This is a genomic window from Roseateles hydrophilus (assembly GCF_026712245.1).
GTDB lineage: Bacteria > Pseudomonadota > Gammaproteobacteria > Burkholderiales > Burkholderiaceae_C > Pelomonas > Pelomonas hydrophilus.
The window spans coordinates 530834-557429 of sequence record NZ_JAPPUY010000003.1 but is presented as its reverse complement, the minus strand read 5'-3'; the positions used below and the strand labels follow the sequence as shown (position 1 = coordinate 557429).

The following is a 26596-nucleotide window of genomic DNA, read 5'->3' as shown; positions in this document are numbered from 1 at the left end:
GCTGTGGGCTAAGTTTTCACTGGAGCCAGACATGGGCAACAAGATCGTCACCGAAGCGGACCGCAAGGCCACTCCCCGCCCCGCCGCCCCCAAGGGCGTGACCTACACCGCCGGCCGCGGCCAGCTGCGCAGCCTGGAGCGCGGCGCGCACACCCGCTCGAAGAAGAACCCGGGCAAGCGCCCGCATTCGGGCTGATCATTCGGGCCCAGCGCCTGAAGATCCACCACACACAGGCCCTGCGGGGCCTGTTTGTTTTTGTCGGCTCGACACTGACCAAACCACCATGATCCGCATCACCGAACTCCGCCTGCCGCTGAACCATGCCGAGGACGCGCTGCGCCCGGCCGTGCTGGCCCGCCTGCAGCTGGCCGACGCCCAGCTCAGCGACATCCACGTCTTCCGCCGCGGCTACGACGCGCGCAAGCGCAGCGACATCCAGCTGGTCTACACGCTGGACTGCACGCTGGCCGAGGGCGTCAACGAGGCCGCCGTGCTGGCGCGCTTTGCGGGCGACCACCAGATCCGCCCCACGCCCGACACCGGCTACCACTTCCTCGCACAAGTCGGCGAGTTCACCGGCCCGCGGCCGGTCGTTGTCGGCTTCGGGCCTTGCGGCCTGTTCGCCGCGCTGATCCTCGCGCAGATGGGCTTGAGGCCTATCGTGCTGGAGCGCGGCAAGTCGGTGCGCGAGCGCACGCAGGACACCTGGGGCCTGTGGCGCGAACAGAAGCTGCACCCCGAGAGCAATGTGCAGTTCGGTGAGGGCGGCGCCGGCACCTTTTCCGACGGCAAGCTCTGGAGCCAGATCAGCGACCCGCGCCACCTCAGCCGCAAGGTGCTGACCGAGTTCGTCAAGGCCGGCGCGCCGGAGGAGATCCTCTACGTCAGCAAACCCCACATCGGCACCTTCCGGCTGGTCAGCATGATCATCAAGATGCGGGCCGAGATCGAGCGCCTGGGCGGCGAGATCCGCTTCCAGCAGAAGGTGACCGACCTGCACATCGAGAACGGCGCCGTGCGCGGGCTGACGCTGGAATCCGGCGAGCAGATCGATGCGACGCACGTCGTCATCGCGCTGGGCCACAGCGCCCGCGACACCTTCCAGATGCTGCACGCGCGCGGCGTGCACATGGAGGCCAAGCCCTTCTCCATCGGCTACCGCATCGAGCATCCGCAGTCGGTCATCGACGCGGCGCGCTTCGGCCCCAATGCCGGCAACCCCATCCTCGGCGCGGCCGACTACAAGCTGGTGCATCACGCCAAGAACGGCCGCTCGGTCTACAGCTTCTGCATGTGCCCCGGCGGCACGGTCGTGGCCGCCACCAGCGAGCCCGACCGTGTGGTCACCAACGGCATGAGCCAGTACTCGCGCAACGAGCGCAACGCGAATGCCGGCATCGTCGTGGGCCTCACGCCCGAGGACTACCGCCAGGACGGCAAGAAGGACGGCAGCCCCGTGAATCCTCTCGACGGCATGGCCTTCCAGCGCATCTGGGAAAGCCGCGCCTACGAGCTGGGCGGCGGCGGCTACCTGGCACCGGGCTCGCTGGTGGGCGACTTCATCAAGCGCCAGGTCAGCAAGGAGTTTGGCGACGTGCTGCCCAGCTACAAGCCCGGCGTCACGCTGACCAACCTGCAGGCCAAGGGCCACGGCTCGCTGCCGACGTATTGCCTGGAGGCCATCCGCGAGGCCCTGCCCGCCTTCGCCCGCCAGATCCGCGGCTTCGACCGGCCCGACGCCGTGCTGACCGGCGTGGAGACCCGCACCTCATCCCCGCTGCGCATCAACCGCGGCCGCGACTATCAAAGCCTCAACGTGCGCGGCCTGTTCCCGGCCGGCGAAGGCGCGGGCTATGCAGGCGGGATCATGAGCGCCGGTGTCGATGGCATCGAAGTGGCCGAGGCGCTGGCGGCGGATCTGCTGGGGCTGCCGGATGCGCCGGTGCTGCAGGGCAAGGGCGCGAAGGCGGGTGGGCAGGTGTAACGCAAGGTTGCGAAACGCCGCCTTCCCCCACACCCTTGGGGCTGTCGCCCGCACGGGCTGCCCCTATAACCCGCGCTTCGTCAAGGGAAGGGACCTCTCCATGCGTTTCAAGCACCAGAGCCTGCGGCTGACCGCGATCGCCGCCATGCTCTGCGCCGGCCTGTCATCGGCCGCTGCCGGCACCAGCACGTTCGACTCCGTCGCCGAGTTCAGCGGCACCCAGGGCCAGGGCGGCTGGCAGTACGGCTATTTCAGCAGCCCCGGCAACGCCGGCTCGTTCACCACGTTCACGAACTACAGCACGTTCTGGCAGAACGGCTGGTCCGAAGCCGCGAGCCCCGCGCCCTGGACCTTGCTGTGGAATACCGGCGGCCATCCCAACGGCGCCAATTCGACCGGCGGCGAGCACGATGCCGTGCGCCGCTGGACCAGTGGCGCTACCGGCACGCTGACCATCTCGGGCAGCTACGCCATTGGCGATTTCGGCAACACGCGCCTGAGCGTGCTGGTGGACGGCCAGGAGATCTGGAACGGCATCACCGCCAGCGCCACGCAGACCTTCTCCGTCTCGTCCAGCGTGCTGGCCGGCTCGACCGTCGACTTCGTCATCAACAGCAACGGCGCGGACTACGGCGACTCCACCCGCTTCACGGTGACCGGCGCGGTCTCGGCGGTGCCCGAACCCGCCAGCGCCATGCTGCTGCTGGCAGGCGTCGGCCTGCTGGCAGCCTGCACACGCCGCCGCCGCAACTGACGGCGGCTCACTTGGCCGACTGCGCGTTGGCCAGGTAGGCCAGCAGGTCCGCCACCTTCTGCTCGTTGATACCCACACCCCAGTAACGCATCTTGGTGCCCGGCACCACGCCGCCAGGATCGCGGAGGTAGGCGGTCAGCGTGGCCTGGTTCCAGACCAGGCCGGAGGCCTTCATGCCGGGCGAGTAGGCATAGCCCGGCAGGCTGCCGGCCTTGCGGCCCACCAGCGCGTTCAGGTGCGGGCCGAAGCCGTGGCGGGCCGACGGGCCGACCGCGTGGCAGTTGGCGCAGGAGGCGAACAGCTTGCGGCCGGCCACCGGGTCGCCGCCGGCCTGCGCCGCCAGCGGGGCCAGCGCGGCGAGCAAGGCCAGCGCCTTCATGAGGCCTCGCCTTCCTGCGGCGCCAGCATCTCGATCAACTCCTTCGCGAACGCCAGCGCGTCTTCGGGCAGCTCGAAGTGCATCTCGTTGTTGAGCTCGACGACCTCGCCGTCCGGCCCCTTGTGCACGACGGACCAGCCGCCCGCGCCGCCGTCGATGGCCAGCACGCCGAACTGGCCGGGCGCCAGGTCGCGCGCGCTGCCGCCGGTGAGCACGATGTCGCGGCCGAGGTGGGAGTGGTAGCGTTTCATCCAACGCATTGTCCTCAGGAGACGACATGAAAGCAGTTTGGAACGGCATCACCCTGGCCGAGAGCGATGACACCGTCGTCGTCGAAGGCAACCACTACTTCCCCGCCGAGTCGCTGAACACGCAGTACACGACCTTCAGCAACCACGTCACGCGCTGCGCCTGGAAGGGCGAAGCCAAGTACCTGAGCCTGCTGGTCAACGGCGAAATGAACCCGGATGCCGTCTGGACCTACCCCGACCCGCTGCCCGCCGCCGCCGAGATCAAGGGCCGCTATGCGTTCTGGAAGGGCGTGAAGGTCGTCGAGTGATCAGGGCGTGAGGCCCTGCGGCAGCAGCGCCCACAGCCGCAGCGGCTGGCGGGTGCGGCCGGCACGCAACGCGGCCTCCTCGCCCCAGCCCCAGAAGAAGTCGGCCCGCACCGCGCCCGTGATGGCGCTGCCGGTGTCCTGGGCCATCACCAGCCGGCGCATCGGCGTGGGCGCCGCGCCGGGAGACCAGGGCTCGGTGCTGTCCAGCCACAGCGGCGTGCCCAGCGGGACGATGCTGCGGTCCACCGCCACCGAGCGCCCCGGCGTCAGCGGCACGCCCTGGGCGCCGCGCGGGCCGATGCTGGCGTCCGGCAGCGCCTCCTCGCGGAAGTAGACGACACGCGGGTTCACGGCCAGCGCGTCGCGCACCTGGGCGGGGTTGCGGCGTGCCCAGTCGCTCAAGGTGCGCGGCGTGGCGTCGGCCACCTCGCCGCGGTCCAGCAGCGCGCGGGCGACGGACTGGAAGGGCTGGTCGTTGTGCCCGGCCCAGGCCACGCGGCTCAGGCGCTCGGCGCCCGACGCGTCGCGCACCAGCAGGCGGCCCGAGCCCTGCACCTGCAGTTGCAGCAGCGCGAAGGGGTCGTCCACAAAGGCCAGCGCCAGCGCCTCGAAGCGCGGGTGGCCGTCGATGTCGCGGCGTGGCAGGCGGCGCAGCGCGGGGTCGGCCGGCAGCGCGTGCAGCGGCCACTGGAAGGCGCCCTGGCGCGTGCGCGTTGCCTGCAGCAGCGGCTCGAAGTAGCCCGTCAGCAGGCCGGTGGTGCTGCCGTCATCAGCGGCCAGCTGCCAGGGGCGCAGGTGCTTCATCAGCAGCAGCGTCAGCTCCATCGCGTCGGACGGCGGCTGCAGCGCGACGCGCGCGCAGAACTCGGCCCAGCCGGGCGCCGGCCGCTGGCAGCCGGCCCGCAGCGCGGGCCAGGCGGCGAGCAGGTCGTCGCCGCCCCAGCCGGGCAGCGCCTGCCAGTCCACGGCCGTCCAGCGGCTGGCCGCGCGCGGCTCGGCAGAGGCCGGCGCAGGCCGCGCTACGGGCGCGGGCGTGGCCTCGCGGGACGGCGGCTGCTGGGGCGGCTGCAGCGGTGGCGAGGAGCAGGCGGCCAGGCTTCCTAGAATCGCCGCCACCACTGCACGCGCCCCCCTGCCTGACATGCTGCTCATCCTGCTCGAAGCCCTTGGCGCGTTGGCCATCCTCGTGTTCATCGTGTGGTGGACCATGTTCTCGGGCCGCAACAAGGGCGAGCGCAAGGACGACTGATCACTTGGGCGGCACGAGGAAGCTCAGCGGCGCGCGGCGCAGCCGCTGGCGGATGGCGGCGTAGACGCGCTGGCGGTCGGCCAGCCGCACGCCGCGCGAGCGCAGCGCCACCTTGAAGGCGCAGAAGAAGCTCACACCGACGTTCAGCACCCCGATGCCCGCGATGGCCAGCACGCAGGACCAGAAGGCCCAGGTCGCCATCACCGGCCAGCCCAGCGCGCCGACGGCCGCCGCCAGCTGGCCGGTGGACAGCGTCACGTGCCGCACCTCCACGCCCAGGCCGAAGAAGCCCAGCAGCGCCGGCACCAGACCCAGCATCAGGCCCAGGCTGATGTTGGCGGCCAGGCCCGAGATGTTGGCGCGCCACCAGTGCGACCAGCGCTGCGCACGCGCGCGCCCCAGCAGCGAGACGATGCGCGGGTTCCAGGCGATGGCGCTGTCCAGCCGGTGGAAGACGAACCAGTTCTCCACCCAGCCGGCGATCAGGCTGGCCGAGAACAGCAGCGTGCCCGTGAAGGCCGCAAACAGCAGCGAGGGGCCCAGCAGATCCAGCGAGTGCAGCACGTACTCGGCCTCGTGCGGGCCCACCAGCGGCAGGCCGAACAGCGCCTGGCACAGCAGCTGCACGCCCAGCACCAGCGGCGCGACGATGGCCAGGTTGCCCAGGATGCCGGCCACCTGCGACCGCGTGAGGTGGGTGACCTCGTCAACAAAGCCCTCCAGGCCGTCGTCGCGGTCCACGCCCTGCAGCTCGTCGGCCAGCGCGGGCGCCGTCATGGCGGGCTGCTTGGTGGCCACGGTCCAGTGCAGCAGGTGGATGAGCACGAAGCTCAGCGCGTAGTTCACGCCAGCCCAGAAGCCGCCCCAGAACGCCGAGAAGCCCAGCAGGCCGATGAAGAACTTGGCGAAGGTGGTGCCGGCGATGACGGCGCCGCCGCCGGCCGCGCGGGCCAGCATGTCGCGGTACTCGGCGCGGTTGCGGGTGATGTAGTGCTCGCCGGTCTCGGCGCTGCGCTCGGCCACCTTGCGCGCCAGCAGCGAGTAGTGGCGCGCGAACAGCGTGCGCAGGCTGCGCCGCTCGTGCACCACGCGCACCAGGCCGGCCACCAGCCGCAGCAGCTCGCGCTGCGGCGCGGTGGACACCAGGCAGGCCAGCAGCGCCTCGATGCGGTCCAGCCGCGCGGTGAGCTGCTCGACGGAGAACATCAGGTCCACCGACACACCGTGCGCCTCCAGGTGCTCGGGCACCGTGAGCGCGGCCGCGCGGCAGCGGTCCAGCAGCGCGCGCAGGTATTGCAGCGCGGGCGACAGCGCCTCGCCGCCCGGCTGCGCCAGCGCGCGCTCCACGGCCTCCCAGGCCGCGGGCAGCTGGTGGAAGGGCCGGTCCTGCAGCAGCAGCGCGTCCATGCGCACGCGCAGCGCGCCGGCCAGGCCGGCGGCGTGCACATGGCTGACGAGCACCGTCACGGCCGCGCGCATCTCCACGCGCCAGCCCTGATCCGGCGCGGCGCCGAACAGCAGGCTCAGCCGCGCGAGCAGCTCGTCGTCGATGGCGGCGATCCAGTCCTCGTCTTGCTCGTCGCCGAACAGCAGCTCGAACAGCGCGGCCAGGTCACGCGTGTCGGTGGTGGCGGGCAGCACGCGGCGGCGCAGCCGGCCGAGGAACTCGTGCCACAGCGCCATGCGCGGCGCAAAGCCCACCTCGGCAAACAGGCTGACGGCGTCCACGTCGTTCCACACGCCGGCAATGACATCGGCGAACTTGCCGGCGTGCTCGGGGTGGCGCTCCAGCACGTTGAGCAGGTGCTTGAGCCGCACCAGCGGCAGCGGCGTGCCGGCTGCGGACGGCTCGCGCGGTGCGTGGCGCAGCCACTCCAGCAGCCGCACCAGCCACAGGTTGCGTTCGGCCAGCACGGCCTGCGGATCGGCTGCGTTCAGCAGCGCGGTGAGGTCCCAGCTCAATGGAGTGACGCGCTGTCGGCGAGCAGGAACTCGGCCACCTCGGTGTAGAACACCTCGCACGCCTCGGTCACGCACAGAAAGCGGCCGTGCATGCTGCCCTGCGGCGTGCTGATCTGGGCCCAGGAGCTGTACTGGAAGCTCTGCCCCGGCGCCAGCACGGGCTGGTGGCCGACGACGGCCAGGCCGTCAACACGCTGCACCTGGCCGCGCGCATCGGTGATCTCCCAGTGCCGGCCCACCAGCTGGGCCATCACGTCACCGGTGTTCTCGATGGTGATGGTGTAGCTGTAGGCGTACAAGCCCTGCTCAAGGTGCGTCTGCTCGGGCAGCGCCTGCACGGTGACGCTGCAGCTGAATCGGGGGTTGGCCATCGGGTGATTTTGCCGGGCCGGCGCTATGCTCGTCCCATGTCGATCAGGAAGCGTGATCCTAAGTGCTGCACCGGCTCTGGGTGCTGATCGCGCTCGCGGGCGCTGCCGCCCATGCGCAAGCGCCGCTGACCTTGCGCACCGCCCAGCAGAGCGGCTCCATCGTCAAGTACGACACCGACACGCCGGCCCGGCCGGGGCTGTGCCTGGAGATCCTGCGTGCCGTCGAGCGCGTGGACCCCGCGCTGCGCTTCACCGGGCTCACGCAGAAGCTGCCGCTCAAGCGTGTGGAACGGCTGCTGGCAGAGCAAGAGGTGGATGTGTTCTTCTGCCTGCTGAAGTCCCCCGAGCGGGAGCGGCAGTGGCGCTACTCGCCCGTGCCGCTGTACGCCATCCGCCACGTGGTCGTGCAGCGCATCGACGACGGCCGCCACTTCGACACGCTGGCCCAGCTGGCGCAGGCCAGCCGCGCCAAGCGCGTGTTGGTGATGCGCGGCACGGCCATCGCGCGCCACCTCGTGAAGGCACAGGTAGCCATCACTGAGGTGGGCTCGGAGCGCGAAGCGCTGCAGATGCTGGCACTGGGCCGCGCCGACCTGATCTACGGCCAGGACATCAACCTGCTGCGCCACATCGGCGACGCCCAGATGGGCATGCAGGTGAAGCTGGGCCGCACCGTCTTTCAGGAAGAGCCCCAATACCTCGCACTGCGCGCCGACCTGCCGGCCGCGTATGAGGAGCGCCTCACCAACGCCTTGCGCAAGCTCGACAAGGACGGCACGCTGCGCCAACTGGCCGAGAAATACCGATGAGCCCCAGACCGCTTTACCTCCCGCCCGACGGCCGCCCGCGCTGCGCCTGGTGTGCCGCCGCGCCCGGCGACGAGGCCTACCTGCGCTATCACGACGAGGAATGGGGCCGGCCGGTGAGCGACGACTTCCGCCTGTTCGAGAAGCTGTGCCTCGAAGGTTTCCAGAGTGGCCTGTCGTGGCGCACCATCCTGAACAAGCGCGAGGCCTTCCGGGCCGCGTTTGCCGGCTTCGACTTCCACCGGGTGGCGCGCTTCGGCGAGGCCGACGTGGCCCGGCTGCTGCAGGACGCCAGCATCGTGCGCCACCGCGGCAAGATCGAAGCGGCCATCCACAACGCGGCGCGCTGCGCGGAACTGGTGGCCCAGGAGGGCTCGCTGGCGGCCTACCTGTGGCGCTTCGAGCCGGCACAGAACTCGGTGGCGCACAACCTGTCGCAGTCGCCGGCGTCGGAGGCGCTGTCCAAGGACCTGAAGCGCCGCGGCTGGAAGTTCGTCGGCCCGACGACGATGCATGCGCTGATGCAGGCCATGGGCCTGATCAACGACCACCAGCCCGGCTGTCACCACTGGGCCGAGGCGCAGCGCGCGCGAGACAGCTTCCAGCGGCCGCGCTGACGACGCCGCTCACTGCACCGCCACCCACCATTCGTTGCGGCGGTTCCAGGGCAGCGTGAAGGGGTCGTTGTAGAAGGCGGTGACGTAGTCGCCCTGCGGCTGCAGGCCGCGCTGCTGCACCCAGGCCTGCAGCTGCGCCTGGTGCCGGCCCAGGTTGGACTCGGTGGACAGGCCCGCGAAACGCACCACAGCGCGCTTCTCACCCGGCACGACGACGAACTGCACGCGGGCATCGTTGGGCTGCGGCAAGGTCTCCAGCGTGTAGGCGCGCGGCATCGTGAACGTGATGCGCCAGCGGCCCGGGCCGGCGGCGGCCTGGGTCACGGGCGCGGTCATCGCGATCTTTTCGCCCACCGGCGCGGGCGCCTGCGTGACGGGGGCCGTCATGGCGATCTTGCGCTGGCCCTGGTTGCCGCCAAAGATGTAGCCGGCCAGCAAGCGGAAGCCGGCGTTGCGGGCCTCGCCGGCATCGCCCTCCACCTCGACCTGCGCCTGCAGCATGGGTTCGTACTGGCGCAGCTCGAACGCGCCGTCCTGGGCCAGCACCTGGTAGGCGGGCTCTTCGATGGCGTGGGTGGTGGTCATGCTCAGGCTCAGCGCCGTCAGCAGTACAAGACGTCGTTTCATGGCAAGGCTCCAGCGGTGCGGCGGCCAGGCCCGCGGGCGCCGGCCGCCGCATGACCACTCACTTCGGCAGCACGACGCTGTCGATGACGTGGATGACGCCATTGGACGCGGCGATGTCGGTCGCCGTGACCTTGGCGTTGTCCACCATCACGCCGCCGGTGGTGGCAACGGTCAGCTCGCTGCCCTGCACCGTCTTGACCTTGCCGGCCTTGACGTCCTTGGCCATCACCTTGCCCGGCACGACGTGGTAGGTCAGCACGGCGGTCAGCTTGGCCTTGTCCTTCAGCAGCGCGTCGAGATCGGCCTTGGGGATCTTGGCGAACGCCGCATCGGTGGGCGCGAACACGGTGAACGGGCCCGGGCCCTTCAGCGTGTCCACCAGGCCGGCAGCCTGCAGCGCCGTGGCCAGGGTCTTGAAGTTGCCGGCGGCAACGGCGGTGTCGACGATGTCCTTGGCTTGCGCGCCAGCGGCAGCCAGCGCCAGAGCAGCGAGGGCGATGAACTTCTTCATGGTGTCAGCTTTCGTGAGTGAGGGAAGGAAAGCGAGCCGCGCGCTCCCGTGCGGCCCGCGGGCGGGGGAACTCAGGGGCGCGGCAGGATCACGCGGTCGATGACATGGATCACGCCGTTGCTGGTCAGCACATCGGTCGCCGCGATGCCGGCGCGGCGGTTGCGCTGGTCGGTGATGGCCAGGCTGCTGTTCACGGTGAAGCTCTCACCCTGCAGCGTGGTGATGGCCGTGTTCAGCGGCACGCCGGCCTTGAGCACGCGGCCGGGCACGACGTGATAGGTCAGCACCTGGGTCAGCAGCGCGGTATTGGCGAGCAGGTCAGCCTTGCTGACGCCCAGCTCGGTCAACAGCGCGGCAAAGGCGTCATTGGTGGGCGCGAACACGGTCAGCGGGCCGGTGCCCGACAGCGCCCCCTGCAGGTTGGCCGCCACGACCGCCTCGACCAGGATGCTGAACTGCGGCAGCGCCTGGGCGGTCTGCACGATGTCGCGGTTGGCCGGCAGCAGCACCTTGTCCAGCGCGTGGATGACGCCGTTCTTCACGCGCAGGTCCACAAAGCCCACGCTGGCCTGACGGTTGCGGCCATCGGTCACCACCAGGCCGCTGCCTTGCGCATCGACCTTGAAGATGCCACCGGCCAGCGGGCTCACGGCCTGGCCCAGCGGCACGGCGGCACTCGTGACCTGGCTGCCCAGCACGTGGTACTGCAGCACGGCCGTCAGCAGCGGCTTGTCGGCCAGCAGCTGCGCCTTGGTCAGACCGAGCTCCGTCAGCAGCGCAGCGAACGCGGTGTTGGTGGGCGCGAACACGGTCAGCGGGCCGGCGCCGGACAGCGCGTCCTGCAGGTCGGCCGCCACGACGGCTTCCACCAGCGTGCTGAACTGCGGCATGGCCTGCAGCTGCTGCACCAGCGTGCGCTGGCTCGGCAGCGTCACGTCGGACGGCAGGATCACCTTGTCGATCACATGCACCACGCCATTGCTCGCCAGCACATCGGTGCCGACGATGGTCGCCTTGCGGCCCAGGCGGTCGGTGATGGCCAGGCTGGCATCCACCGTGAAGCTCTGGCCCTCCACCGTCGTGATGGCTGCGCCCACCGGCACCTCGGCCTTCAGCACGCGGCTGGGCACGACGTGGTAGGTCAGGATCTTGGACAGCAACGCCGTGTCGGCCAGCAGCGCGCCCTTGCTCAGGCCCAGCTCGGCCAGCGCGGCTGCGAAGGCGTCGTTGGTCGGCGCGAACACGGTGAACGGCCCGGTGCCGGACAGCGTGCCCTGCAGGTTGGCTGCCACGACGGCCTCCACCAGCGTGCTGAACGCGGCGGTGGCCTGCGCGGTCTCGACGATGTTGCGGTTGGCCGGCAGCAGCACGGCGTCGACCACATGGAGGACGCCGTTGCGCACCGTCAGGTCCGTCGCCGTGATGCGGGCATTGCGGTTGCGCCCGTCGGTCACGATCAGGTCGCTGCCGCGTGCGTCGATCTTGAACACGCCGCCCGCCAGCGGCGTGATGGCCCGGCCTGCCGGCACGCCGGCCTTCAGCACCTGGGCTGGCAGCACGTGGTACTGCAGCACGGCGCGCAGCAGGGCCTTGTCGGCCAGCAGCTGCGCCTTGGTGAGCTTGAGCTCGCTCAGCAGCGCAGCAAAGGCGTCATTGGTCGGCGCGAACACGGTGAACGGACCGCTGCCCGACAGCGTGCCCGCCAGGTCAGCCGCGTCGATCGCTTCGGCCAACACGCTGAAGCGGGCATCGCTGCGCGCCGTGTCGACGATGTCCGGTGCGGGGTCGCTGCCACCGCAGGCACCCAGAAAGCCCATCCAGGCCACCAGGCTCAGTCGTTTCAGCCACTGCAAAGAGAGCATCAGGAACTCCTTCAAGATCGTCAGGACGAGCCGACCCACAGCGCGCTTGCTGGCGCTGCAATCGGCGGGACAAAAGGCGGGGGAGCGGCGAACGTTCAGCCGTCAGGGCGGCGCGCAGGCGGCGGCCACGGCAACGCCGGGCGGGGCATGGGGCTGCGCTTCAGAACTCGCATGCCTCAAATCTGAACTGATCAGTTCCCAAAGTCAACTGTGTGGTCTATTTCTGGATTTGATGGTTTCCAAAATGACCGGATGGGTTCAATGCAGAACCCGTCCCCCTAGAATTGCGTCATGACTCGCGTGCGCTTCAAGGAACAGGTGCTTCAGGCTCGGGAAGAGGCCATCGTGGCCTCGGTGAACCGCCTGCTGGCCGAGAAGGGCTTCGAGGCCATGACGGTGGACGAGGTGGTTGCCGACGTCGGCATCGGCAAGGCCAGCCTGTACAAGCACTTCACATCCAAGGAAGAGCTCGCCGCCGCGGCCATGGTGAAGGTGCTGGACCGTGCGCTCGACGAACTGGCGCGGCTGCGCAGCCTGCCGCTGAACGCGGTGCAGCGCCTGGGCGCCGTGGCCCGCTGGGCCTATGAGCAGCAGATCGCCGGCCAGATGCCCGCCCTGCCCTCGCAGAGCTCGGCACTGCGCACGGTGCTGATGGGCGACAAGGTGTACGTCGACCGGCTGATGAAGCTGTCGGACGAACTGGGCGCGTGGATCCTCGAAGCCCAGCAGGACGGCCAGCTGGACGCCACGCTGCCACCCGAACTGGTGCTCTACCAGCTGTATGCGCGCGCCTGCGACCCGGTGCTGGGCGCGCTGCGCGCCAGTGGCGCCTACACCGACGCGCAGGTGGTGGACTGGCTGGTTGCGCACTGCCTGCGCGGCATGGGCGCCAAGACCGGCTTCTAAAATGCCGGCCCATGGCCGCCCCTGACTACCGCATCGCCCCCAGCATCCTGTCCGCCGACTTCGCCCGCCTGGGCGAGGAAGTGCGCAACGTCCTGGCTGCTGGCGCCGACTGGATCCACTTCGACGTGATGGACAACCATTACGTGCCCAACCTGACCTTCGGGCCCATGATCTGCGAGGCGCTGCGCAAGCACGCCGTGAAGCCCGATGGCACGCCGGCCATCCTGGACGTGCACCTGATGGTGCAGCCGGTCGACAGCCTGGCACTGGCCTTCTGCCGGGCCGGCGCCGACATCGTGACCTTCCACCCCGATGCCAGCACGCACGTGGACCGCACGCTGCAACTCATCAAGGGCGAGGGCAAGCAGGCCGGCCTGGTGTTCAACCCCGCCACGCCGCTGGATGTGCTTGAGTGGGTCATCGACAAGGTCGACCTCGTCATGCTGATGAGCGTGAACCCCGGCTTCGGCGGCCAGAGCTTCATCCCGTCGTCGCTGGCCAAGCTGCGCCGGGTGCGCGAAATCATCGCGCGCTCGGGCCGTGACATCCGCGTCGAGATCGACGGCGGCGTCAAGGTGGAGAACATCCGCGAGATCGCCGACGCAGGTGCCGACACCTTCGTCGCCGGCTCGGCCATCTTCGGCAAGCCGGACTACAAGGCCGTCATCGACGCGATGCGCCAGCAACTCGCCTGAGCGCGATGGCCGCCGTCCTGCTCGTCTGCACCGCCAACATCTGCCGCTCGCCGATGGCCGAGGCCATCTTCAAGGCCAAGCTGGGCGGGGTATTCAACAGCATCACGTCAGCCGGCGTGCATGCCGACCCACGCGGCGGCCCGGTGGACGCCCGCGCCGCCGCCGCGCTGACGCGGCACCAGTACAGCCTGGACCGCAAATGGCGCTCGCGCCGCGTGGACCCAGCAGCGCTGGGCAACTACGACCTCGTGCTGGTGATGGAAGCCGACCACGCCGACGCGCTGCGCGGCAAGGCCGCGCCCGAGCATCACGCGCGCATCCGGCTGCTGAGCGACTTCCTGCCCGACATGGCAGGCCAGGACATCCCCGACCCCTACTTCGGCCCGGTGGCCGGCTTCGATGTCGTCATCGGCATGCTGGAGCGCGCCGCCACCCGGCTGCTGGCGCAGAGCGCCGAGGGCCGGCTGCTGGCCAACTGACCCTCAGGCGCCGCGCAGCGCGATCGCCAGCCGCGCGCCGACCACGGCGTTGTGCTTGACCAGCGCGATGTTGGTCGCAAGGCTGCGCCCACCCGTGAGCGCCTTGATGCGCGCCAGCAGGAAGGGCGTGATGGCCTTGCCGGTGATGCCCTGCGCATCGGCCTCGGCCAGCGCCTGCGCCGTGATGGCGTCGATCTCCTCGCGCGGCATGGCGGCCTGCGCCGGCACCGGGTTGCTCACCACCACGCCGCCGCCCAGGCCCAGCGCCCACTTGGCGCGGATGAAGCGGGCCTGCGTGGCTGCGTCGTCCATGCGGAAGTCGGCCTTCAGCCCGCTGTCAGGCGTGAAGAACGCGGCGAAGTTGTCCTGCCCCACCGACAGCACCGGCACGCCATGTGTCTCCAGGTACTCCAGCGTCAGGCCGAGGTCGAGGATGGACTTGGCGCCCGCACACACGACGGCCACCGGCGTGCGCGCCAACTCCTGCAGGTCGGCCGAGATGTCGAAGCTGGTCTCGGCGCCGCGGTGCGCGCCACCGATGCCGCCGGTCACGAACACCTCGATGCCCGCCAGCTGCGCACAGATCATGGTGGCCGCCACGGTGGTGGCGCCCAGCCGACCCGTGGCGATGGCATAGGGCAGGTCGCGGCGGCTGAGCTTCATCGCGTCCGGCGCCTGGGCCAGCTGCTGCAGTTCCTCGTCGGTCAGGCCCACGCGGATGCGCCCGCCGATGACGGCGATGGTGGCCGGCACGGCCCCTTCGGCGCGGATGACGTCCTCCACCTCGCGGGCCGTGTCCAGGTTCTGCGGCCAGGGCATGCCGTGGGCAATGATGGTGGATTCAAGCGCCACGACGGCGCGCCCCGCCGCGCAGGCGGCGGCCACTTCGGGCGAGAGCTGGATCAGGTCGTTCATCGGTTCAACAGGAAGTCAGGGGTGAGGTCGGGGTGGACGCTGTCCTCGGTCTGCAGCGTCAGCGCCGCCAGGTCCAGGCCCAGCCGGACGGCGGCGTCGAAGTCGGTGGCGTCGCGCAGCAGCCCGGCGCAGACGCCGGCCGACAGCGCATCGCCCGCGCCGGTCACGTCCACCACGCGCACGGCCGGCGCGGCCCAGTGGCGCGGCGGCTGGCCGGGTTCACTCAGCAGCAGGCCCTGCGCGCCCTGCGACACCAGCACGCAGCCCACGCCGCGTGCATGCAGCCGGGCCAGCGCTGCGCCCGGCTCGGCGGCCACGGTGGACAGCTCGCCGGCGTTCAGGATCAGCAGGTGCAGGCCGCCGAGCTGTTCGGGCAGCCGCTCCATCTTGGCCTCCGACACGGCCACGCCCACCAGCGGGATGCCGCTGTCGCGCGCCTCGGCCAGCAGCAGCGGCCAGGCGTCGGTGGGCAGGTTGCCATCGGCCACCACCAGCGCCGCGCTGGCCCGCAAGGCCCGGCTGGCGGCCAGCGCCCAGGGGCTGAGCCGCTCGACCAGCGGCATGGACGCCAGGCCGAGGTGCAGGCTGCCGTCGGGCGCCAGCACGGCCGTGTAGCTGTCGCTGGCGTGGCGGCGCAGCCGGATGACGGCTTCGGTGGACATGCCCACCTGCGCCGCCTGCGCCATCAGCATCTGCCCACCGGCGTCATCGCCCACGGCCGCAATCAACGCCACCGGCAGGCCCAGCCGGGCCAGGTTCTCGGCCACGTTGCGCACGACGCCGCCCGGCGTCTCATGCGCTTCGCAGGGATTGGACGACCCCGCCAGCGCGCTGGACAGCAGCTTGAGCTTGCGGTCGACGTTGAGGCCGCCGATGCAGACGATGGGAGCGGGTGGACGGCTCATCGCCCGATTTTATGGACCCGCTCCCGCGGGCCCACCCGCACTCAGACGCCCTCAGCCGAGACGGCGGCGGCGCGCGACGCCGCCCAGCGTCGCCAAGCCCAGGGTGAACAGCAGCACCTGCGCCGGCTCGGGCACGGCCACGGCCAGGGCCTGCTGGCCCAGCACCGCATGCAGCGCCGCCGTCGGGTGCTCATAGTCGAAATACATGTAGCTCTCCGGCGCGCTGCAGAGGGTCGGCGCCGAGCCGCCTGGCAATGGGGCGCCGCTCACCTCGCCGGTGAAGCAGGCGCTGGTGACGTTGCTCAGGCCGTACGCGCCAGGATTGGTCGTGATGTCCGTCTGCGTCTGGAAAACGTCGAAGGTGCGGATGTCCAGCGACGCGAAGTCGGCGTGCGACAGCGTGCGCTCCAGCGCATCATTGAAGGACAGGCTGACCGTTTGCGCCAGGGCGCTCAACTGCGGCACGTTGACCCCGCGGATGGCCGGCACCAGGGACAGGTCCGGCAGGTTGGGGATCAGGAAATGCGAGGCCCCGCGGCTGGACAGCTCGGCGATGGCGCCGCCAATGCCCTTCATCGCATTGCCGATCGCGGACTGCACGGCTGCAGGGTTGCCACGCACAGCGGCGCCGATGGCATCCGACATGTCGTTGGCACCGATCCACAGCACATACAGCCCGCCCGCGTCGGCCGACGCGTGGCTGCTGGTGAACGCGCTGATCTGCTGGTTGAAGCTCAGTGCCGTGGACGGCAGGCCGGGGTTCACGTAGCTGACCCGCGCGCCACCGAAGGCGTAGTTGGTACCGCCCTGCAGCGACGGGTCAGCCGACAGGCCCAGCCCCTTGGCGAGGTAGTCAACATAGGACAGGCCATTTGTGAAGCGGCCCGTGTTCGTGCCGTCGGTGTAGATGGACGCCACTGGCGCAGCACCGCCCGTGATCTGCAGCACGTTGCCCGCGTCCGACAGGCTGTCACCGAAGACGTAGAGGCTGGAGTACGGGCCAGCGTGCGCCAGCGCCGCCATGCCGAGGCCGGTGGCTAACAGCGCGGTCTGGCGCATCAGTTGCTGCAGAAAACGAGGACGCATGGGCAGTCTCCAGTGATGTGAAAAGCGGCGAGATTCTGTGGGCAACAAGTGCCGACGCGTGTCCTCCAAACAGCGGACAAAGGTCCATCGCTTACCATGCCGTCGACCGGATCACTCAGGCCCGGCCACGTCGCTCGGACGGTTCCGGGCGCTTACGTTCCACTGCCATGACTTCTTCGTCTTCCGCCTCGGGCGGCAAGCGCCGCTTCGCGCGCATCGACCGCCTCCCGCCCTACGTCTTCAACATCACGGCCGAGCTCAAGCTGGCCGCCCGCCGACGCGGGGAAGACATCATCGACATGAGCATGGGCAACCCCGATGGGGCCACGCCGCCGCACATCGTCGCCAAGCTCGCCGAGGTCGCGCAGCGGCCCGACACCCACGGCTACTCGGCCAGCAAGGGCATCCCGCGGCTGCGCCGCGCCATCTCGCACTGGTACCAGCGCCGCTACGGGGTGGACATCAACCCCGACACCGAGGCCATCGTCACCATCGGCTCCAAGGAAGGCCTGGCCCACCTGATGCTGGCGACGCTGGACCGCGGCGACACCGTGCTGGTGCCGGACCCCAGCTACCCCATCCACATCTACGGCGCGGTGATTGCCGGCGCCGACATCCGCGCCATCCCGGTCAGCAGCGAGGTGGACTTCTTCGCCGAACTGGAGAAGACCATCCGCGGCAGCTACCCCAAGCCCAAGATGATGGTGTTCGGCTTCCCGTCCAACCCGACGGCGCAGTGCGTGGAGCTGAGCTTCTTCGAACGCGTGGTGGCGCTGGCCAAGAAGCACGACATCCTCGTCGTGCACGACCTCGCCTATGCCGACATCGTGTTCGACGGCTTTGTGGCGCCATCCATCATGCAGGTGCCCGGCGCCAAGGACGTGGCGGTGGAGTTCTTCACCCTCAGCAAGAGCTACAACATGGCGGGCTGGCGCGTGGGCTTCATGGTGGGCAACCCCGACCTCGTGGCCGCACTCGCGCGCATCAAGAGCTATCACGACTACGGCACCTTCACGCCGCTGCAGGTCGCGGCCATTGCCGCGCTCGAAGGCGACCAGCAATGCGTGAAGGACATCGCCGCCAGCTACCAGCGCCGCCGCGATGTGCTCTACAAAGGCCTCACCGAAGCGGGCTGGCCGGTGGACTGCCCCAAGGCCAGCATGTACATCTGGGCACGCATCCCCGAGCCCTACCGCGAGCTGGGCTCGCTGGAGTTCGCACGCCAACTGCTGGAGAAGGCCAAGGTCTGCGTGTCACCCGGCATCGGCTTCGGCGACCACGGCGACGGCCATGTGCGCTTCGCCCTCATCGAGAACGAATCGCGCATCCGCCAGGCGGTGCGCGGCATCAAGGCCATGTTCAAGGCCGACGGATTGATCAAGCCATGACGCACACGACACCCCGAGCCTGCATCCTCGACCTCGACGGCACCCTCGTCGACACGTTGGGCGACTTCGTTGCCGTGCTGGGCCTGACGCTGGCCGACCTCGGGCTGCCGGCCGTGGGCCGCGATTTCGTCGAGCACACCATCGGCCGCGGCGGCGAGAACCTGGTGCGGCAGACGCTGGCGCATGTGGGTGCCGCGCCGGCGCTGTTCGAGCGCGCCTGGGCGCTGTACCAGCAGCACTACGCCGCCGTGAACGGCGCGCACGCGGCCATCTACCCGGGCGTCATCGAGGGGCTGGACGCGCTGCGCGCACGCGGCCTGCCGCTGGCGGTGCTGACCAACAAGCCGGTCGCGCCGGCACGCGAGCTGCTGCAGCGCAAGGGGCTGGCGGGTTACTTCGCCCAGGTTTTCGGCGGCGACAGCTTCGCGCGCAAGAAGCCCGACCCGCTGCCGCTGCTGAAAACCTGCGAGGCGCTCGGCACGCCGCCGTCATCGACCTGGATGATTGGCGACTCACGCAACGACGCCGAAGCGGCACACGCTGCGGGCTGCCCGGTGGTGCTCGTCACCTATGGCTACAACCACGGCGAGGACATCCACGCCGTGGCCGCGCGCCAGCATGTGGCGCGCCTGGACGCGATCAGTTTCGACGTGCCTTCTTGACGCCCAGCAGGGCTTCCTTCAGGCCGGTGTCTGCCGGCTTGTCGCCGAGCCAGATGCGCAGCATGGCCGAGAAAAACTCGGGTTCCTTGATGGTCTCGCCAATCGCCTTGCCGTTCAGGAGCACGGTGGAGCCCAGGCCGGGCACATAGTCCACCGAGAAGTTGTCGCCGTTGTTCAGCTGCTTGCGGCTGGCGAAGATCTCGCTGAGCTTGAGCACGCCGTTGATGGACTTGACGAACTCCTCGCGCGGCGCGTTGTCCTCCATGCCCTTGGTGAACAGCTTGCCCAGCTCGTTGCCGTCGATGTCGCGCAGCATGCTGATGTGGATGCGCTTGGGGCCGGGCGCGGCCAGCACCTCGGCGGTCGTGCTGGCCTTGGTGGTCAGGTACAGGCCGGCCGTGTAGACCTTGACGACGAACTTGTAGCGGATGCCGGCGCCGTTGAGCTGCAGCTTCTGGCCGGCCAGGTCCACCGCCGACTCGTACTTCACATTGCCGACTTCGACCGTCTGGGCCGAGGCACTCATCCCGCTCAGGCTGCTGACGGCCAACACGGCCGCAGCCACGAATGCACGCATGTCTCTTCTCCGTTGTCTGGCCGCGATGGCGGCGTCTCCGTGAGCCGAAGTATGGCCCGGCCGACAAAAAACCCCGCTGATACACTGACCGTCATGTTCATCACGCGCAAGCACATCACGGGGTCGAGCGACCGGGGAGCCTGGCCCTGGCGTCGCTGGTTCACTGCCGCCTGATGCCGCTTGGCGCGCCCTGACGCGCTCTCCCTCGCGTTGCCCGATCTCCCCCGGGCTGCACGCCAAGCCCTGAAACTGTCTTTTCAAGGTTTGACGTCGTGATCACTGAACTGGAATTCCAGAGCCTCGCCGCCGAGGGCTACAACCGCATCCCGCTGATCAGCGAGGCCTTTGCGGACCTCGAAACCCCGCTGTCCCTGTACCTCAAGCTGTGCGCTGGCGCGGGCCAGGGCCGCAACAGCTTTCTGCTGGAGTCCGTCGTCGGCGGCGAGCGCTTCGGGCGCTACTCCTTCATCGGGCTGCCCAGCCGCACGCTGATCCGCGCCACCGGCACGCTGTGCGAGGTGGTGACCGACGGCGCCGTCGTCGAGACGCATGAGGGCAACCCGCTGGACTTCATCGCGGCCTACCAGGACCGCATCAAGCCCAAGATCCCGGCCGGCCTGCCCCGCTTCTGCGGCGGCCTGGCCGGCTACTTCGGCTACGAAGCGGTGCGCGCCATCGAGAAGCGCCTGGCCGACACCCGCAAGGAAGGCGGGCTGGGCACGCCCGACATCCTGCTGCTGCTCAGCGAAGAGGTGGCGGTCATCGACAACCTCTCCGGGCGCCTGTACCTCATCGTCTGGGCCGACCCCCGCCAGCCTGAGGCCTACTTCAAGGCCACCAAACGGCTGAGCGTGCTGCGCGACAAGCTGCACTACTCGGTGAGCGTGCCGCGCGTGACCCGCAGCGAGTCGCACGCGGTGCAGCGCGACTTCTCCAAGGCCGAGCTGATGGCTGCCGTGGAGCGTGCCAAGGAGTACATCGCCGCCGGCGACCTGATGCAGGTCGTCATCGGCCAGCGCCTGGCCAAGCCCTTCAAGGCCGAGCCGATTGCGCTGTACCGGGCCCTGCGCGCGCTGAACCCCAGCCCGTACATGTACTTCTACGACTTCGGCGACTTCCAGGTCGTGGGCGCCAGCCCGGAAATCCTGGTGCGCGAAGAACACGCCGCCGACGGCAGCCGCAAGGTCACGATCCGCCCGCTGGCCGGCACCCGGCCTCGCGGCGGCACGCCAGAGCGCGACGTGGCGCTGGAGTCCGAGCTCAAGGCCGACCCCAAGGAACGCGCCGAGCACCTGATGCTGATCGACCTGGCGCGCAACGACATCGGCCGCATCGCACGCACCGGCAGCGTTCAGGTCACCCAGGCCTTCGAGGTGGAGCGCTACTCCCACGTGATGCACATCGTGAGCAACGTGGAAGGCACGCTGCGCCCCGAGGTGGGCCAGCTGGACGTGCTGAAGGCCACCTTCCCGGCTGGCACGCTCAGCGGCGCGCCCAAGGTGCGCGCGATGGAACTCATCGACGAGCTGGAGCCGGTGCAGCGCGGCATCTACGGCGGCGCCTGCGGCTACTTGAGCTTTGCCGGCGACATGGACCTGGCCATCGCCATCCGCACCGGCATCGTGAAGGACGGCATGCTGTATGTGCAGGCCGCGGCCGGCATCGTGGCGGATTCGGTGCCTGAACTGGAGTGGCAAGAAACCGAGGCCAAAGCAAGGGCGCTGCTCCGTGCAGCTGAACTCGTCGAGGAGGGATTTTGATGACCCCCACGCTCACTTCGTTCACTGCCCCCCGAGGGGGCGCGGCCTCCCTTGGGGCGGCCCAGCGGGAGGCCACATGCTGCTGATGATCGACAACTACGACAGCTTCACGTTCAACATCGTCCAGTACCTCGGTGAGCTGGGCGCCGACGTGACAGTGGTGCGCAACGACGAGATCACCGTGGCCGAGATGGCCGCGCTGAACCCCGATCACATCGTCTTCTCCCCCGGCCCCTGCACGCCCAACGAAGCAGGTGTGTGCGTGGAGGCCATCCAGCACTTCATCGGCAAGAAGCCGCTGCTGGGCGTGTGCCTGGGCCACCAGTCCATGGGCCAGGCGCTGGGCGGCAGGATCATCCGTGCGCAGCGCCAGATGCACGGCAAGGCCAGCACCATCACGACCGACCAGCGCGGCGTGTTCAGCGGCCTGCCGCAGAGCTTCTCGGTGATCCGCTATCACTCGCTGGTCATCGAGGAAGCCACCTGCCCCGAGGTGCTGGAGATCACCGCGCGCAGCGAGGACGGCGAGATCATGGGCGTGCGACACCGCGCGCTGGCCGGCACCGCCACGCCCTGCGAAGGCGTGCAGTTCCATCCCGAGTCCATCCTCAGCGAGCATGGCCACGCGATGCTGCGCAACTTCCTCGAGCTGAAGCCGTGAGCGACTACGCGCCCTCGTCCGGCGCAAGCGCCCGAGGCGCCGTGGTGGACCTGCGCAGCGACACCGTCACGAAGCCCACGGCGGCGATGCGCGAGGCCATCGCGCGCGCGGCGGTGGGTGACGACGTCTTCGGCGACGACCCCACCGTCAACGCGCTGCAGGCGCGCGTGGCCGCGCTGCTCGGCAAGCAAGCTGCGCTCTTCATGCCCAGCGGCACACAAAGCAATCTGTGCGGCCTGCTGGCGCACTGCGGCCGGGGCGACGAGTACATCGTCGGCCAGCTGGCCCACACCTATCGCTACGAAGGCGGCGGCGCGGCCGTGCTGGGCAGCATCCAGCCGCAACCGCTGCCCAACCAGCCCGACGGCACGATCGCGCTGGACGACATCGCCGCCGCCATCAAGCCCGACGACCCGCACTTCGCGCGCACGCGGCTGCTGGCGCTGGAGAACACCTGGAACGGCAACGTGCTGCCCGCCGGCTATGCCGAGGCCGCCTGCGACCTGGCCCGCTCGCGCGGCCTGGCCACGCACCTGGACGGCGCGCGCCTCTTCAACGCCGCCGTGGCCACGGGCCGGCCGGTGGCCGCGCTGGCGGCGCCGTTCGACTCGGTGTCGGTCTGCTTCAGCAAGGGGCTGGGCGCGCCCATGGGCTCCATGCTGGTGGGCTCGGCCGCGCTCATCGCCCAGGCGCGCCGCATCCGCAAGATGGTGGGTGGCGGCCTGCGCCAGGTGGGCCTGATGGCCGCTGCCGCGGACCACGCGCTGACCCACCACGTCGACCGCCTCGCCGACGACCATGCGCTGGCCCGGCGCCTGGCCACGGGGTTGGCGGCGCTGCCCGGTGTCACCGTCACGCCACCGCAGACCAATATCGTTTTCGTGCAGGTGGCCGACGGCCGCGGCCCGGCGCTGCTGGCGCACCTGCAGGCGCGCGGCGTGCTGGCCACCGGCCTCATCGGCCTGCGCTTCGTGACCCACCTGGACGTCGATGCCGCCGGCATCGACCACGCCATCGCCGCTGCGGCGGACTTCTTCAAGAGCTGAGCCATGCCGATCACCGACACCGAAGCCCTCACCCGCGTCATCGAGCACCGCGAGATCTTCCACGACGAGATGCTGACGCTGATGCGCCGCATCATGGCCGCCGAGATGTCGCCGGTCATGGCCGCCGCGCTGCTGACCGGCCTGCGCGTGAAGAAGGAAACCATCGGCGAGATCACCGCCGCGGCGCAGGTGATGCGCGAGCTGTCCAACAAGGTGCCGCTCGGCCCGCTGCCCCACCTCGTGGACGTGGTGGGCACCGGCGGTGACGGCGCGCACAGCTTCAACATTTCCACCTGCTCGATGTTCGTGGCTGCCGCCGCGGGCGCACAGGTGGCCAAGCACGGCAACCGGAGTGTGAGCAGCAAGACCGGCAGCGCCGACGTGCTCGAGGCGCTGGGCGCCAACATCCAGCTCACGCCGCGCCAGGTGGCCGCCAGCGTCGCCGAGTGCGGCATCGGCTTCATGTTCGCGCCCAACCACCACCCCGCGATGAAGAACATCGCGCCGGTGCGGCGCGAGCTGGGCGTGCGCACCATCTTCAACATCCTGGGTCCGCTGACCAACCCGGCCGGCGCACCCAACATCCTGATGGGCGTGTTCCACCCGGACTTGGTGGGCATCCAGGTGCGCGTGCTGCAGCGCCTGGGCGCCGAGCATGCGCTGGTCGTATACGGCAAGGACGGCATGGACGAGATCTCCCTGGGCGCGACGACGCTGGTGGGCGAGCTGAAGGACGGCGCCATCCGCGAGTACGAGGTGCACCCCGAGGACTTCGGCTTCGCGATGGCCAGCAACCGCAGCCTGAAGGTGGAAGGCCCGGAGCAGTCGCGCCAGATGCTGATCGGCGTGCTCGACGGCCAGGCCGGCCCGGCGCGCGACATCGTGCTGCTGAACGCCGGCGCCACGCTGTACGCCGCCAACGTCGCCAGCTCGCTGACCGACGGCATCCAGCGTGCCCGCCAGGCGCTGGACAGCGGCGCCGCACGCGCCAAGCTGGACGCCTTCGTGAAAACCACGCAGGGCCTGGGAGCCGCAGCATGAGCGTCGACATCCTGAACAAGATCGTCGAGGTCAAGTGGGAAGAGATCGCTGCCGCCAAGGCCAAGCGCTCGCTGGCCTCGCTGCGCGAAGAAGCCGAAGGCCGCCGCGGCGAACAACGCGGCTTTGAACGCGCACTGCGCGCCAAGATCGCCGCCGGCCTGCCCGCCGTCATCGCCGAGATCAAGAAGGCCAGCCCCAGCAAGGGCGTGATCCGTGCCGACTTCCAGCCCGCGGCCATCGCCGAAAGCTACGCCCGCCACGGTGCCGCCTGCCTGTCGGTGCTGACCGACGAACGCTTCTTCCAGGGCGCGACGAGCTACCTGCAGCAGGCGCGCGCCGCCTGCGACCTGCCCGTGCTGCGCAAGGACTTCATGGTCGACGAGTACCAGGTCATGGACGCCGGCGCGATGGGTGCCGACTGCATCCTGCTGATCGCGGCCTGCCTGGCCGACTCGCAAATGGCCGACCTCGAAGCTGCTGCCCATGCCATCGGCCTGGACGTGCTGGTGGAGGTGCACGACGGCGACGAGCTGGATCGCGCGCTGACGCTCAAGACGCCGCTGGTGGGCATCAACAACCGCAACCTGCGCACCTTCGACGTGACGCTGGACACCACGCTGGGCCTGCTGCCCCGCGTGCCGGCCGACCGGCTGCTGGTGACCGAGAGCGGCATCCTCGGCGCCGCCGACGTGCAGCGCATGCGCAACGCGAACGTGAACGCCTTCCTGGTTGGCGAGGCCTTCATGCGCGCACCCGAACCGGGTGCCGCACTGGCAAGCTTGTTCGGATGAACTTCCCGCTGACCCTGCCCGACACCGACTGGCGCCCCGTCGTCGACGCCTGGGCCGCCAGCCCCGTCGGCCAGAAGCTGCTGGCCTACCTGGCCGAGCGCCATGCGGCTGGCGCCACCATCTACCCGCCCGAGCCGCTGCGCGCGCTGACGCTGACGCCGCTGTCGCAGACCCGCGTCGTCATCCTCGGCCAGGACCCGTACCACGGCCCCGGCCAGGCCGAGGGCCTGTCGTTCAGCGTGCCCGAGGGCGTGCCCTTCCCGCCCAGCCTGCGCAACATCTTCAAGGAGATCCAGCGCGACCTCGGCAAGCCCTTCCCCTCCACCGGCAGCCTGGTGCGCTGGGCCGAAGGCGGCACGCTGCTGCTGAACGCCGTGCTCACGGTGGAGGACGGCCAGGCCGCCAGCCATGCCGGCAAAGGCTGGGAGGTGCTGACCGACGCCCTGATTCGCGCCGCGGCCGAAGACCCCGCGCCCAAGGTGTTCATGCTGTGGGGCAACTACGCCCAGGCCAAGGCGCCGCTGATCGAAGCCGCCGGGCAAGACCACCTGGTGCTGAAGGCCAACCACCCCTCGCCGCTGTCGGCCACCAAGCCGCCGCGGCCCTTCATCGGCTGCGGCCATTTCTCGACGGCCAAGGCCTGGCTGGAAGCACGCGGCCGGGGCGCGCCGGGCAAGGCCTGAAGCGGCGCGATTGTTCCGCCAGCAGCAACTCGCCGTTCTATCTGACGGGCTTACTCATTCGGGCCCAAGTTTCTACAGTGACCATCCATGGCGCACACCGACCCGGGTGTGCCCGACCAGGAGAGTCACGATGAACGCCCGTTCCCTGTCCACGCTGATCACCGCCGCCACGGCCGTTGCGGCGCTGGCGGCGGGTTTGATGCTGGCGATCAATGCGCCGGTGCCCGCCAGCGAAGAATTCAACCCACCGGTGCTGACGGCCAACACCGCAGCCGACGAGGCCTGAGGGCCAGGAAACCCGCGTCAGCTCAGCGCACAGCGCACCTTCAGGCCCGCCGTGCTCTGGCTGCCCAGCAGCTCCACGACCCAGTCCACGAACACCCGCAGCTTGCTGCTGAGGTGGCGGTTGGGCGGGTAGACGACGTAGACGGGAATCGCGTCCACGGTCCAGTCCTCCAGCAGCCGCACCAGGCCGCCGCTCTTGAGCAGCGGCGCGGCCATGAAGCAGGTCACCTGCACCACGCCCAAGTGGGCCAGACCGGCATTCAGGTAGGCGTTCGCGTCATTGACCGCGATGACGTGGTTGCCCACCACCTCCACCACCTCGTCGCCGCGCTTGAACACATCGGACATCACCTTGCCCGAACGCGCCGAGAAGTAGCCCACCATGCGGTGCGGCGGCTGCGTCAACTGCAGCGGGTGGGTGGGCATGCCATGGCGGCGCAGGTACTCCGGCGTCGCGGCGGTCACGAAGTGGAACTCGCCGATGCGCCGCGCCACCAGGCTCTGATCGGTCAGCTCGCCGCCACGGATCACGCAGTCGATGTTGTCGCTGATCAGGTCCACGGTGCGGTCGCTGACACCCAGCTCGATCTGGATGTCGGGGTACTTGGCGTAGAAGTCCGGCAGGTGCGGAATGATCATCTCGCGCCCCACGACGCCGGGCACGTCGACCCGGATGCGGCCGCGCGGCGTCATGCGCGCCTGGTTCATGCTGCCTTCCAGCTCCTCCAGGTCGCCCAGCAGACGCGTGGCGCGCTCGTAGTAGGCGGCGCCGTCAGGCGTCACCGTCACGCGCCGCGTCGTGCGGTTCAACAGCTTGGTGCGCAGGTGGGTTTCCAGCGTCTGGATCAACCGCGTGACCGTGGCCTTGGGCAGGTCCAGCGAGTCGGCCGCCTTGGTGAAGGTGCCGGCCTCGACGACACGGACATAGGCTTGCATGGCTTGGAGTCTGTCCATGGGCAGGTCGGCAGGCGCAAAGGCCCCAGGGCTGGCAGGGATGCCCCGATTGTTCCACGGGGAGGAAAAGTGAGTCCGTT

The 26596-nt window shown here is 69.7% G+C and carries 31 protein-coding genes; 18 read left to right on the top strand and 13 right to left on the bottom strand.

The window, feature by feature from the left end:
• Positions 1–31: 31 nt before the first annotated feature.
• From NYO99_RS14165 to NYO99_RS14155, 3 genes are all read left to right on the top strand, one after another.
• Positions 32–196: a hypothetical protein gene (locus NYO99_RS14165; RefSeq protein WP_268167871.1), complete on the top strand. Its 165-nt coding sequence runs from the start codon at positions 32–34 to the stop codon at positions 194–196.
• Positions 197–284: 88 nt separating this feature from the next.
• Positions 285–1985: an NAD(P)/FAD-dependent oxidoreductase gene (locus tag NYO99_RS14160; protein ID WP_268167870.1), complete on the top strand. Its 1701-nt coding sequence runs from the start codon at positions 285–287 to the stop codon at positions 1983–1985.
• 100 nt (positions 1986–2085) lie between these two features.
• On the top strand, positions 2086–2739 hold the full coding sequence (locus NYO99_RS14155) for a PEP-CTERM sorting domain-containing protein (protein ID WP_268167869.1): 654 nt from the start codon (positions 2086–2088) through the stop codon (positions 2737–2739).
• Positions 2740–2746: 7 nt separating this feature from the next.
• Here NYO99_RS14155 and NYO99_RS14150 read toward each other — a convergent pair whose 3' ends face one another.
• Complete coding sequence (locus tag NYO99_RS14150) at positions 2747–3118, bottom strand: c-type cytochrome (RefSeq protein WP_268167868.1); 372 nt, start codon at positions 3116–3118, stop codon at positions 2747–2749.
• Entirely contained in the window at positions 3115–3369 is a 255-nt protein-coding gene (locus tag NYO99_RS14145; RefSeq protein ID WP_268167867.1) for a hypothetical protein, read from the bottom strand. The genes NYO99_RS14150 and NYO99_RS14145 overlap by 4 nt, the downstream gene beginning before the upstream one ends.
• A 26-nt stretch (positions 3370–3395) precedes the next feature.
• On the opposite strand from NYO99_RS14145, the gene NYO99_RS14140 reads away from it, so the two are divergent.
• Positions 3396–3677, top strand: coding sequence for a DUF427 domain-containing protein (locus tag NYO99_RS14140; protein WP_268167865.1), 282 nt, complete (start codon positions 3396–3398; stop codon positions 3675–3677).
• Here the strand turns inward: NYO99_RS14140 and mltA are convergent, their stop codons facing one another.
• From mltA to apaG, 3 genes are all read right to left on the bottom strand, one after another.
• Positions 3678–4820, bottom strand: a complete 1143-nt coding sequence (gene mltA / locus NYO99_RS14135; RefSeq protein WP_326494833.1) for a murein transglycosylase A — start codon at positions 4818–4820, stop codon at positions 3678–3680. It abuts the gene before it with no gap.
• Positions 4821–4926: 106 nt separating this feature from the next.
• Complete coding sequence (locus NYO99_RS14130; RefSeq protein WP_268167863.1) at positions 4927–6888, bottom strand: site-specific recombinase; 1962 nt, start codon at positions 6886–6888, stop codon at positions 4927–4929.
• The gene (gene apaG, locus NYO99_RS14125; RefSeq protein WP_268167862.1) at positions 6885–7259 is read right to left on the bottom strand and encodes a Co2+/Mg2+ efflux protein ApaG; all 375 of its coding nucleotides are present in this window, start codon (positions 7257–7259) and stop codon (positions 6885–6887) included. The genes NYO99_RS14130 and apaG overlap by 4 nt, the downstream gene beginning before the upstream one ends.
• A gap of 62 nt (positions 7260–7321) precedes the next feature.
• Between apaG and NYO99_RS14120 the strand changes: the two genes are divergently transcribed.
• Together NYO99_RS14120 and NYO99_RS14115 are read left to right on the top strand one after the other, a co-directional pair.
• Complete coding sequence (locus tag NYO99_RS14120) at positions 7322–8068, top strand: substrate-binding periplasmic protein (RefSeq protein WP_268167861.1); 747 nt, start codon at positions 7322–7324, stop codon at positions 8066–8068.
• Positions 8065–8682 carry a DNA-3-methyladenine glycosylase I gene (locus NYO99_RS14115; RefSeq protein WP_268167860.1) on the top strand — a complete coding sequence of 206 codons (618 nt, stop codon included), beginning with the start codon at positions 8065–8067 and terminating at the stop codon, positions 8680–8682. Before NYO99_RS14120 ends, NYO99_RS14115 begins: the two co-directional genes overlap by 4 nt.
• 9 nt (positions 8683–8691) lie before the next feature.
• Here the strand turns inward: NYO99_RS14115 and NYO99_RS14110 are convergent, their stop codons facing one another.
• The 3 genes from NYO99_RS14110 to NYO99_RS21355 all read right to left on the bottom strand — a co-directional run bounded on the left by NYO99_RS14110 (position 8692) and on the right by NYO99_RS21355 (position 11682).
• Positions 8692–9309, bottom strand: a complete 618-nt coding sequence (locus NYO99_RS14110) for an SOUL family heme-binding protein (RefSeq protein ID WP_268167859.1) — start codon at positions 9307–9309, stop codon at positions 8692–8694.
• Between the two features lie 58 nt (positions 9310–9367).
• Positions 9368–9820, bottom strand: a complete 453-nt coding sequence (locus tag NYO99_RS14105) for a fasciclin domain-containing protein (RefSeq protein ID WP_268167858.1) — start codon at positions 9818–9820, stop codon at positions 9368–9370.
• Positions 9821–9891: 71 nt separating this feature from the next.
• Complete coding sequence (locus NYO99_RS21355; RefSeq protein WP_326494832.1) at positions 9892–11682, bottom strand: fasciclin domain-containing protein; 1791 nt, start codon at positions 11680–11682, stop codon at positions 9892–9894.
• 291 nt (positions 11683–11973) lie between these two features.
• Between NYO99_RS21355 and NYO99_RS14090 the strand changes: the two genes are divergently transcribed.
• Genes NYO99_RS14090 through NYO99_RS14080 form a run of 3 tightly spaced genes read left to right on the top strand, consistent with a single transcriptional unit; the run spans position 11974 to position 13762 of the window.
• Complete coding sequence (locus NYO99_RS14090) at positions 11974–12588, top strand: TetR/AcrR family transcriptional regulator (protein WP_268167857.1); 615 nt, start codon at positions 11974–11976, stop codon at positions 12586–12588.
• An 11-nt stretch (positions 12589–12599) separates the two neighbouring features.
• Positions 12600–13283 (top strand): ribulose-phosphate 3-epimerase, encoded by a 684-nt coding sequence (rpe, locus tag NYO99_RS14085; protein ID WP_268167856.1) that lies wholly within the window; start codon positions 12600–12602, stop codon positions 13281–13283.
• 5 nt (positions 13284–13288) lie between these two features.
• Positions 13289–13762 carry a low molecular weight protein-tyrosine-phosphatase gene (locus tag NYO99_RS14080; RefSeq protein ID WP_268167855.1) on the top strand — a complete coding sequence of 158 codons (474 nt, stop codon included), beginning with the start codon at positions 13289–13291 and terminating at the stop codon, positions 13760–13762.
• A 3-nt stretch (positions 13763–13765) separates the two neighbouring features.
• Here NYO99_RS14080 and NYO99_RS14075 read toward each other — a convergent pair whose 3' ends face one another.
• The 3 genes from NYO99_RS14075 to NYO99_RS14065 are packed head-to-tail and all read right to left on the bottom strand — an operon-like array spanning position 13766 to position 16668.
• On the bottom strand, positions 13766–14677 hold the full coding sequence (locus NYO99_RS14075) for a pseudouridine-5'-phosphate glycosidase (RefSeq protein WP_268167854.1): 912 nt from the start codon (positions 14675–14677) through the stop codon (positions 13766–13768).
• Entirely contained in the window at positions 14674–15582 is a 909-nt protein-coding gene (locus NYO99_RS14070) for a carbohydrate kinase family protein (RefSeq protein WP_268167853.1), read from the bottom strand. Before NYO99_RS14070 ends, NYO99_RS14075 begins: the two co-directional genes overlap by 4 nt.
• 51 nt (positions 15583–15633) lie before the next feature.
• Positions 15634–16668 carry an SGNH/GDSL hydrolase family protein gene (locus tag NYO99_RS14065; RefSeq protein ID WP_268167852.1) on the bottom strand — a complete coding sequence of 345 codons (1035 nt, stop codon included), beginning with the start codon at positions 16666–16668 and terminating at the stop codon, positions 15634–15636.
• Between the two features lie 167 nt (positions 16669–16835).
• On the opposite strand from NYO99_RS14065, the gene alaC reads away from it, so the two are divergent.
• Both alaC and gph read left to right on the top strand, forming a co-directional pair.
• Positions 16836–18056 carry an alanine transaminase gene (gene alaC, locus NYO99_RS14060; protein ID WP_268167851.1) on the top strand — a complete coding sequence of 407 codons (1221 nt, stop codon included), beginning with the start codon at positions 16836–16838 and terminating at the stop codon, positions 18054–18056.
• The gene (gph, locus tag NYO99_RS14055) at positions 18053–18718 is read left to right on the top strand and encodes a phosphoglycolate phosphatase (RefSeq protein WP_268167850.1); all 666 of its coding nucleotides are present in this window, start codon (positions 18053–18055) and stop codon (positions 18716–18718) included. Before alaC ends, gph begins: the two co-directional genes overlap by 4 nt.
• On the opposite strand, the gene NYO99_RS14050 is transcribed toward gph, so the two are convergent.
• Positions 18696–19295 (bottom strand): chalcone isomerase family protein, encoded by a 600-nt coding sequence (locus tag NYO99_RS14050; protein WP_268167849.1) that lies wholly within the window; start codon positions 19293–19295, stop codon positions 18696–18698. The genes gph and NYO99_RS14050 overlap by 23 nt on opposite strands.
• Before the next feature lie 272 nt (positions 19296–19567).
• On the opposite strand from NYO99_RS14050, the gene trpE reads away from it, so the two are divergent.
• From trpE to NYO99_RS14015, 7 genes are all read left to right on the top strand, one after another.
• Entirely contained in the window at positions 19568–21055 is a 1488-nt protein-coding gene (gene trpE / locus NYO99_RS14045; RefSeq protein WP_268167848.1) for an anthranilate synthase component I, read from the top strand.
• Positions 21056–21131: 76 nt separating this feature from the next.
• Positions 21132–21716 carry an anthranilate synthase component II gene (locus tag NYO99_RS14040; RefSeq protein ID WP_268167847.1) on the top strand — a complete coding sequence of 195 codons (585 nt, stop codon included), beginning with the start codon at positions 21132–21134 and terminating at the stop codon, positions 21714–21716.
• Positions 21717–21802: 86 nt separating this feature from the next.
• The gene (gene ltaE / locus NYO99_RS14035) at positions 21803–22762 is read left to right on the top strand and encodes a low-specificity L-threonine aldolase (protein ID WP_422395507.1); all 960 of its coding nucleotides are present in this window, start codon (positions 21803–21805) and stop codon (positions 22760–22762) included.
• Positions 22763–22765: 3 nt separating this feature from the next.
• The gene (gene trpD, locus NYO99_RS14030) at positions 22766–23803 is read left to right on the top strand and encodes an anthranilate phosphoribosyltransferase (RefSeq protein WP_268167845.1); all 1038 of its coding nucleotides are present in this window, start codon (positions 22766–22768) and stop codon (positions 23801–23803) included.
• Positions 23800–24594, top strand: a complete 795-nt coding sequence (gene trpC / locus NYO99_RS14025) for an indole-3-glycerol phosphate synthase TrpC (RefSeq protein ID WP_268167844.1) — start codon at positions 23800–23802, stop codon at positions 24592–24594. Before trpD ends, trpC begins: the two co-directional genes overlap by 4 nt.
• Positions 24591–25277: a uracil-DNA glycosylase gene (locus tag NYO99_RS14020; RefSeq protein ID WP_268167843.1), complete on the top strand. Its 687-nt coding sequence runs from the start codon at positions 24591–24593 to the stop codon at positions 25275–25277. Before trpC ends, NYO99_RS14020 begins: the two co-directional genes overlap by 4 nt.
• A gap of 130 nt (positions 25278–25407) precedes the next feature.
• Positions 25408–25563, top strand: coding sequence for a hypothetical protein (locus NYO99_RS14015; protein WP_268167842.1), 156 nt, complete (start codon positions 25408–25410; stop codon positions 25561–25563).
• 17 nt (positions 25564–25580) lie between these two features.
• Here the strand turns inward: NYO99_RS14015 and NYO99_RS14010 are convergent, their stop codons facing one another.
• Positions 25581–26516, bottom strand: a complete 936-nt coding sequence (locus NYO99_RS14010) for a LysR family transcriptional regulator (protein ID WP_268167841.1) — start codon at positions 26514–26516, stop codon at positions 25581–25583.
• Positions 26517–26596 lie beyond the last annotated feature (80 nt).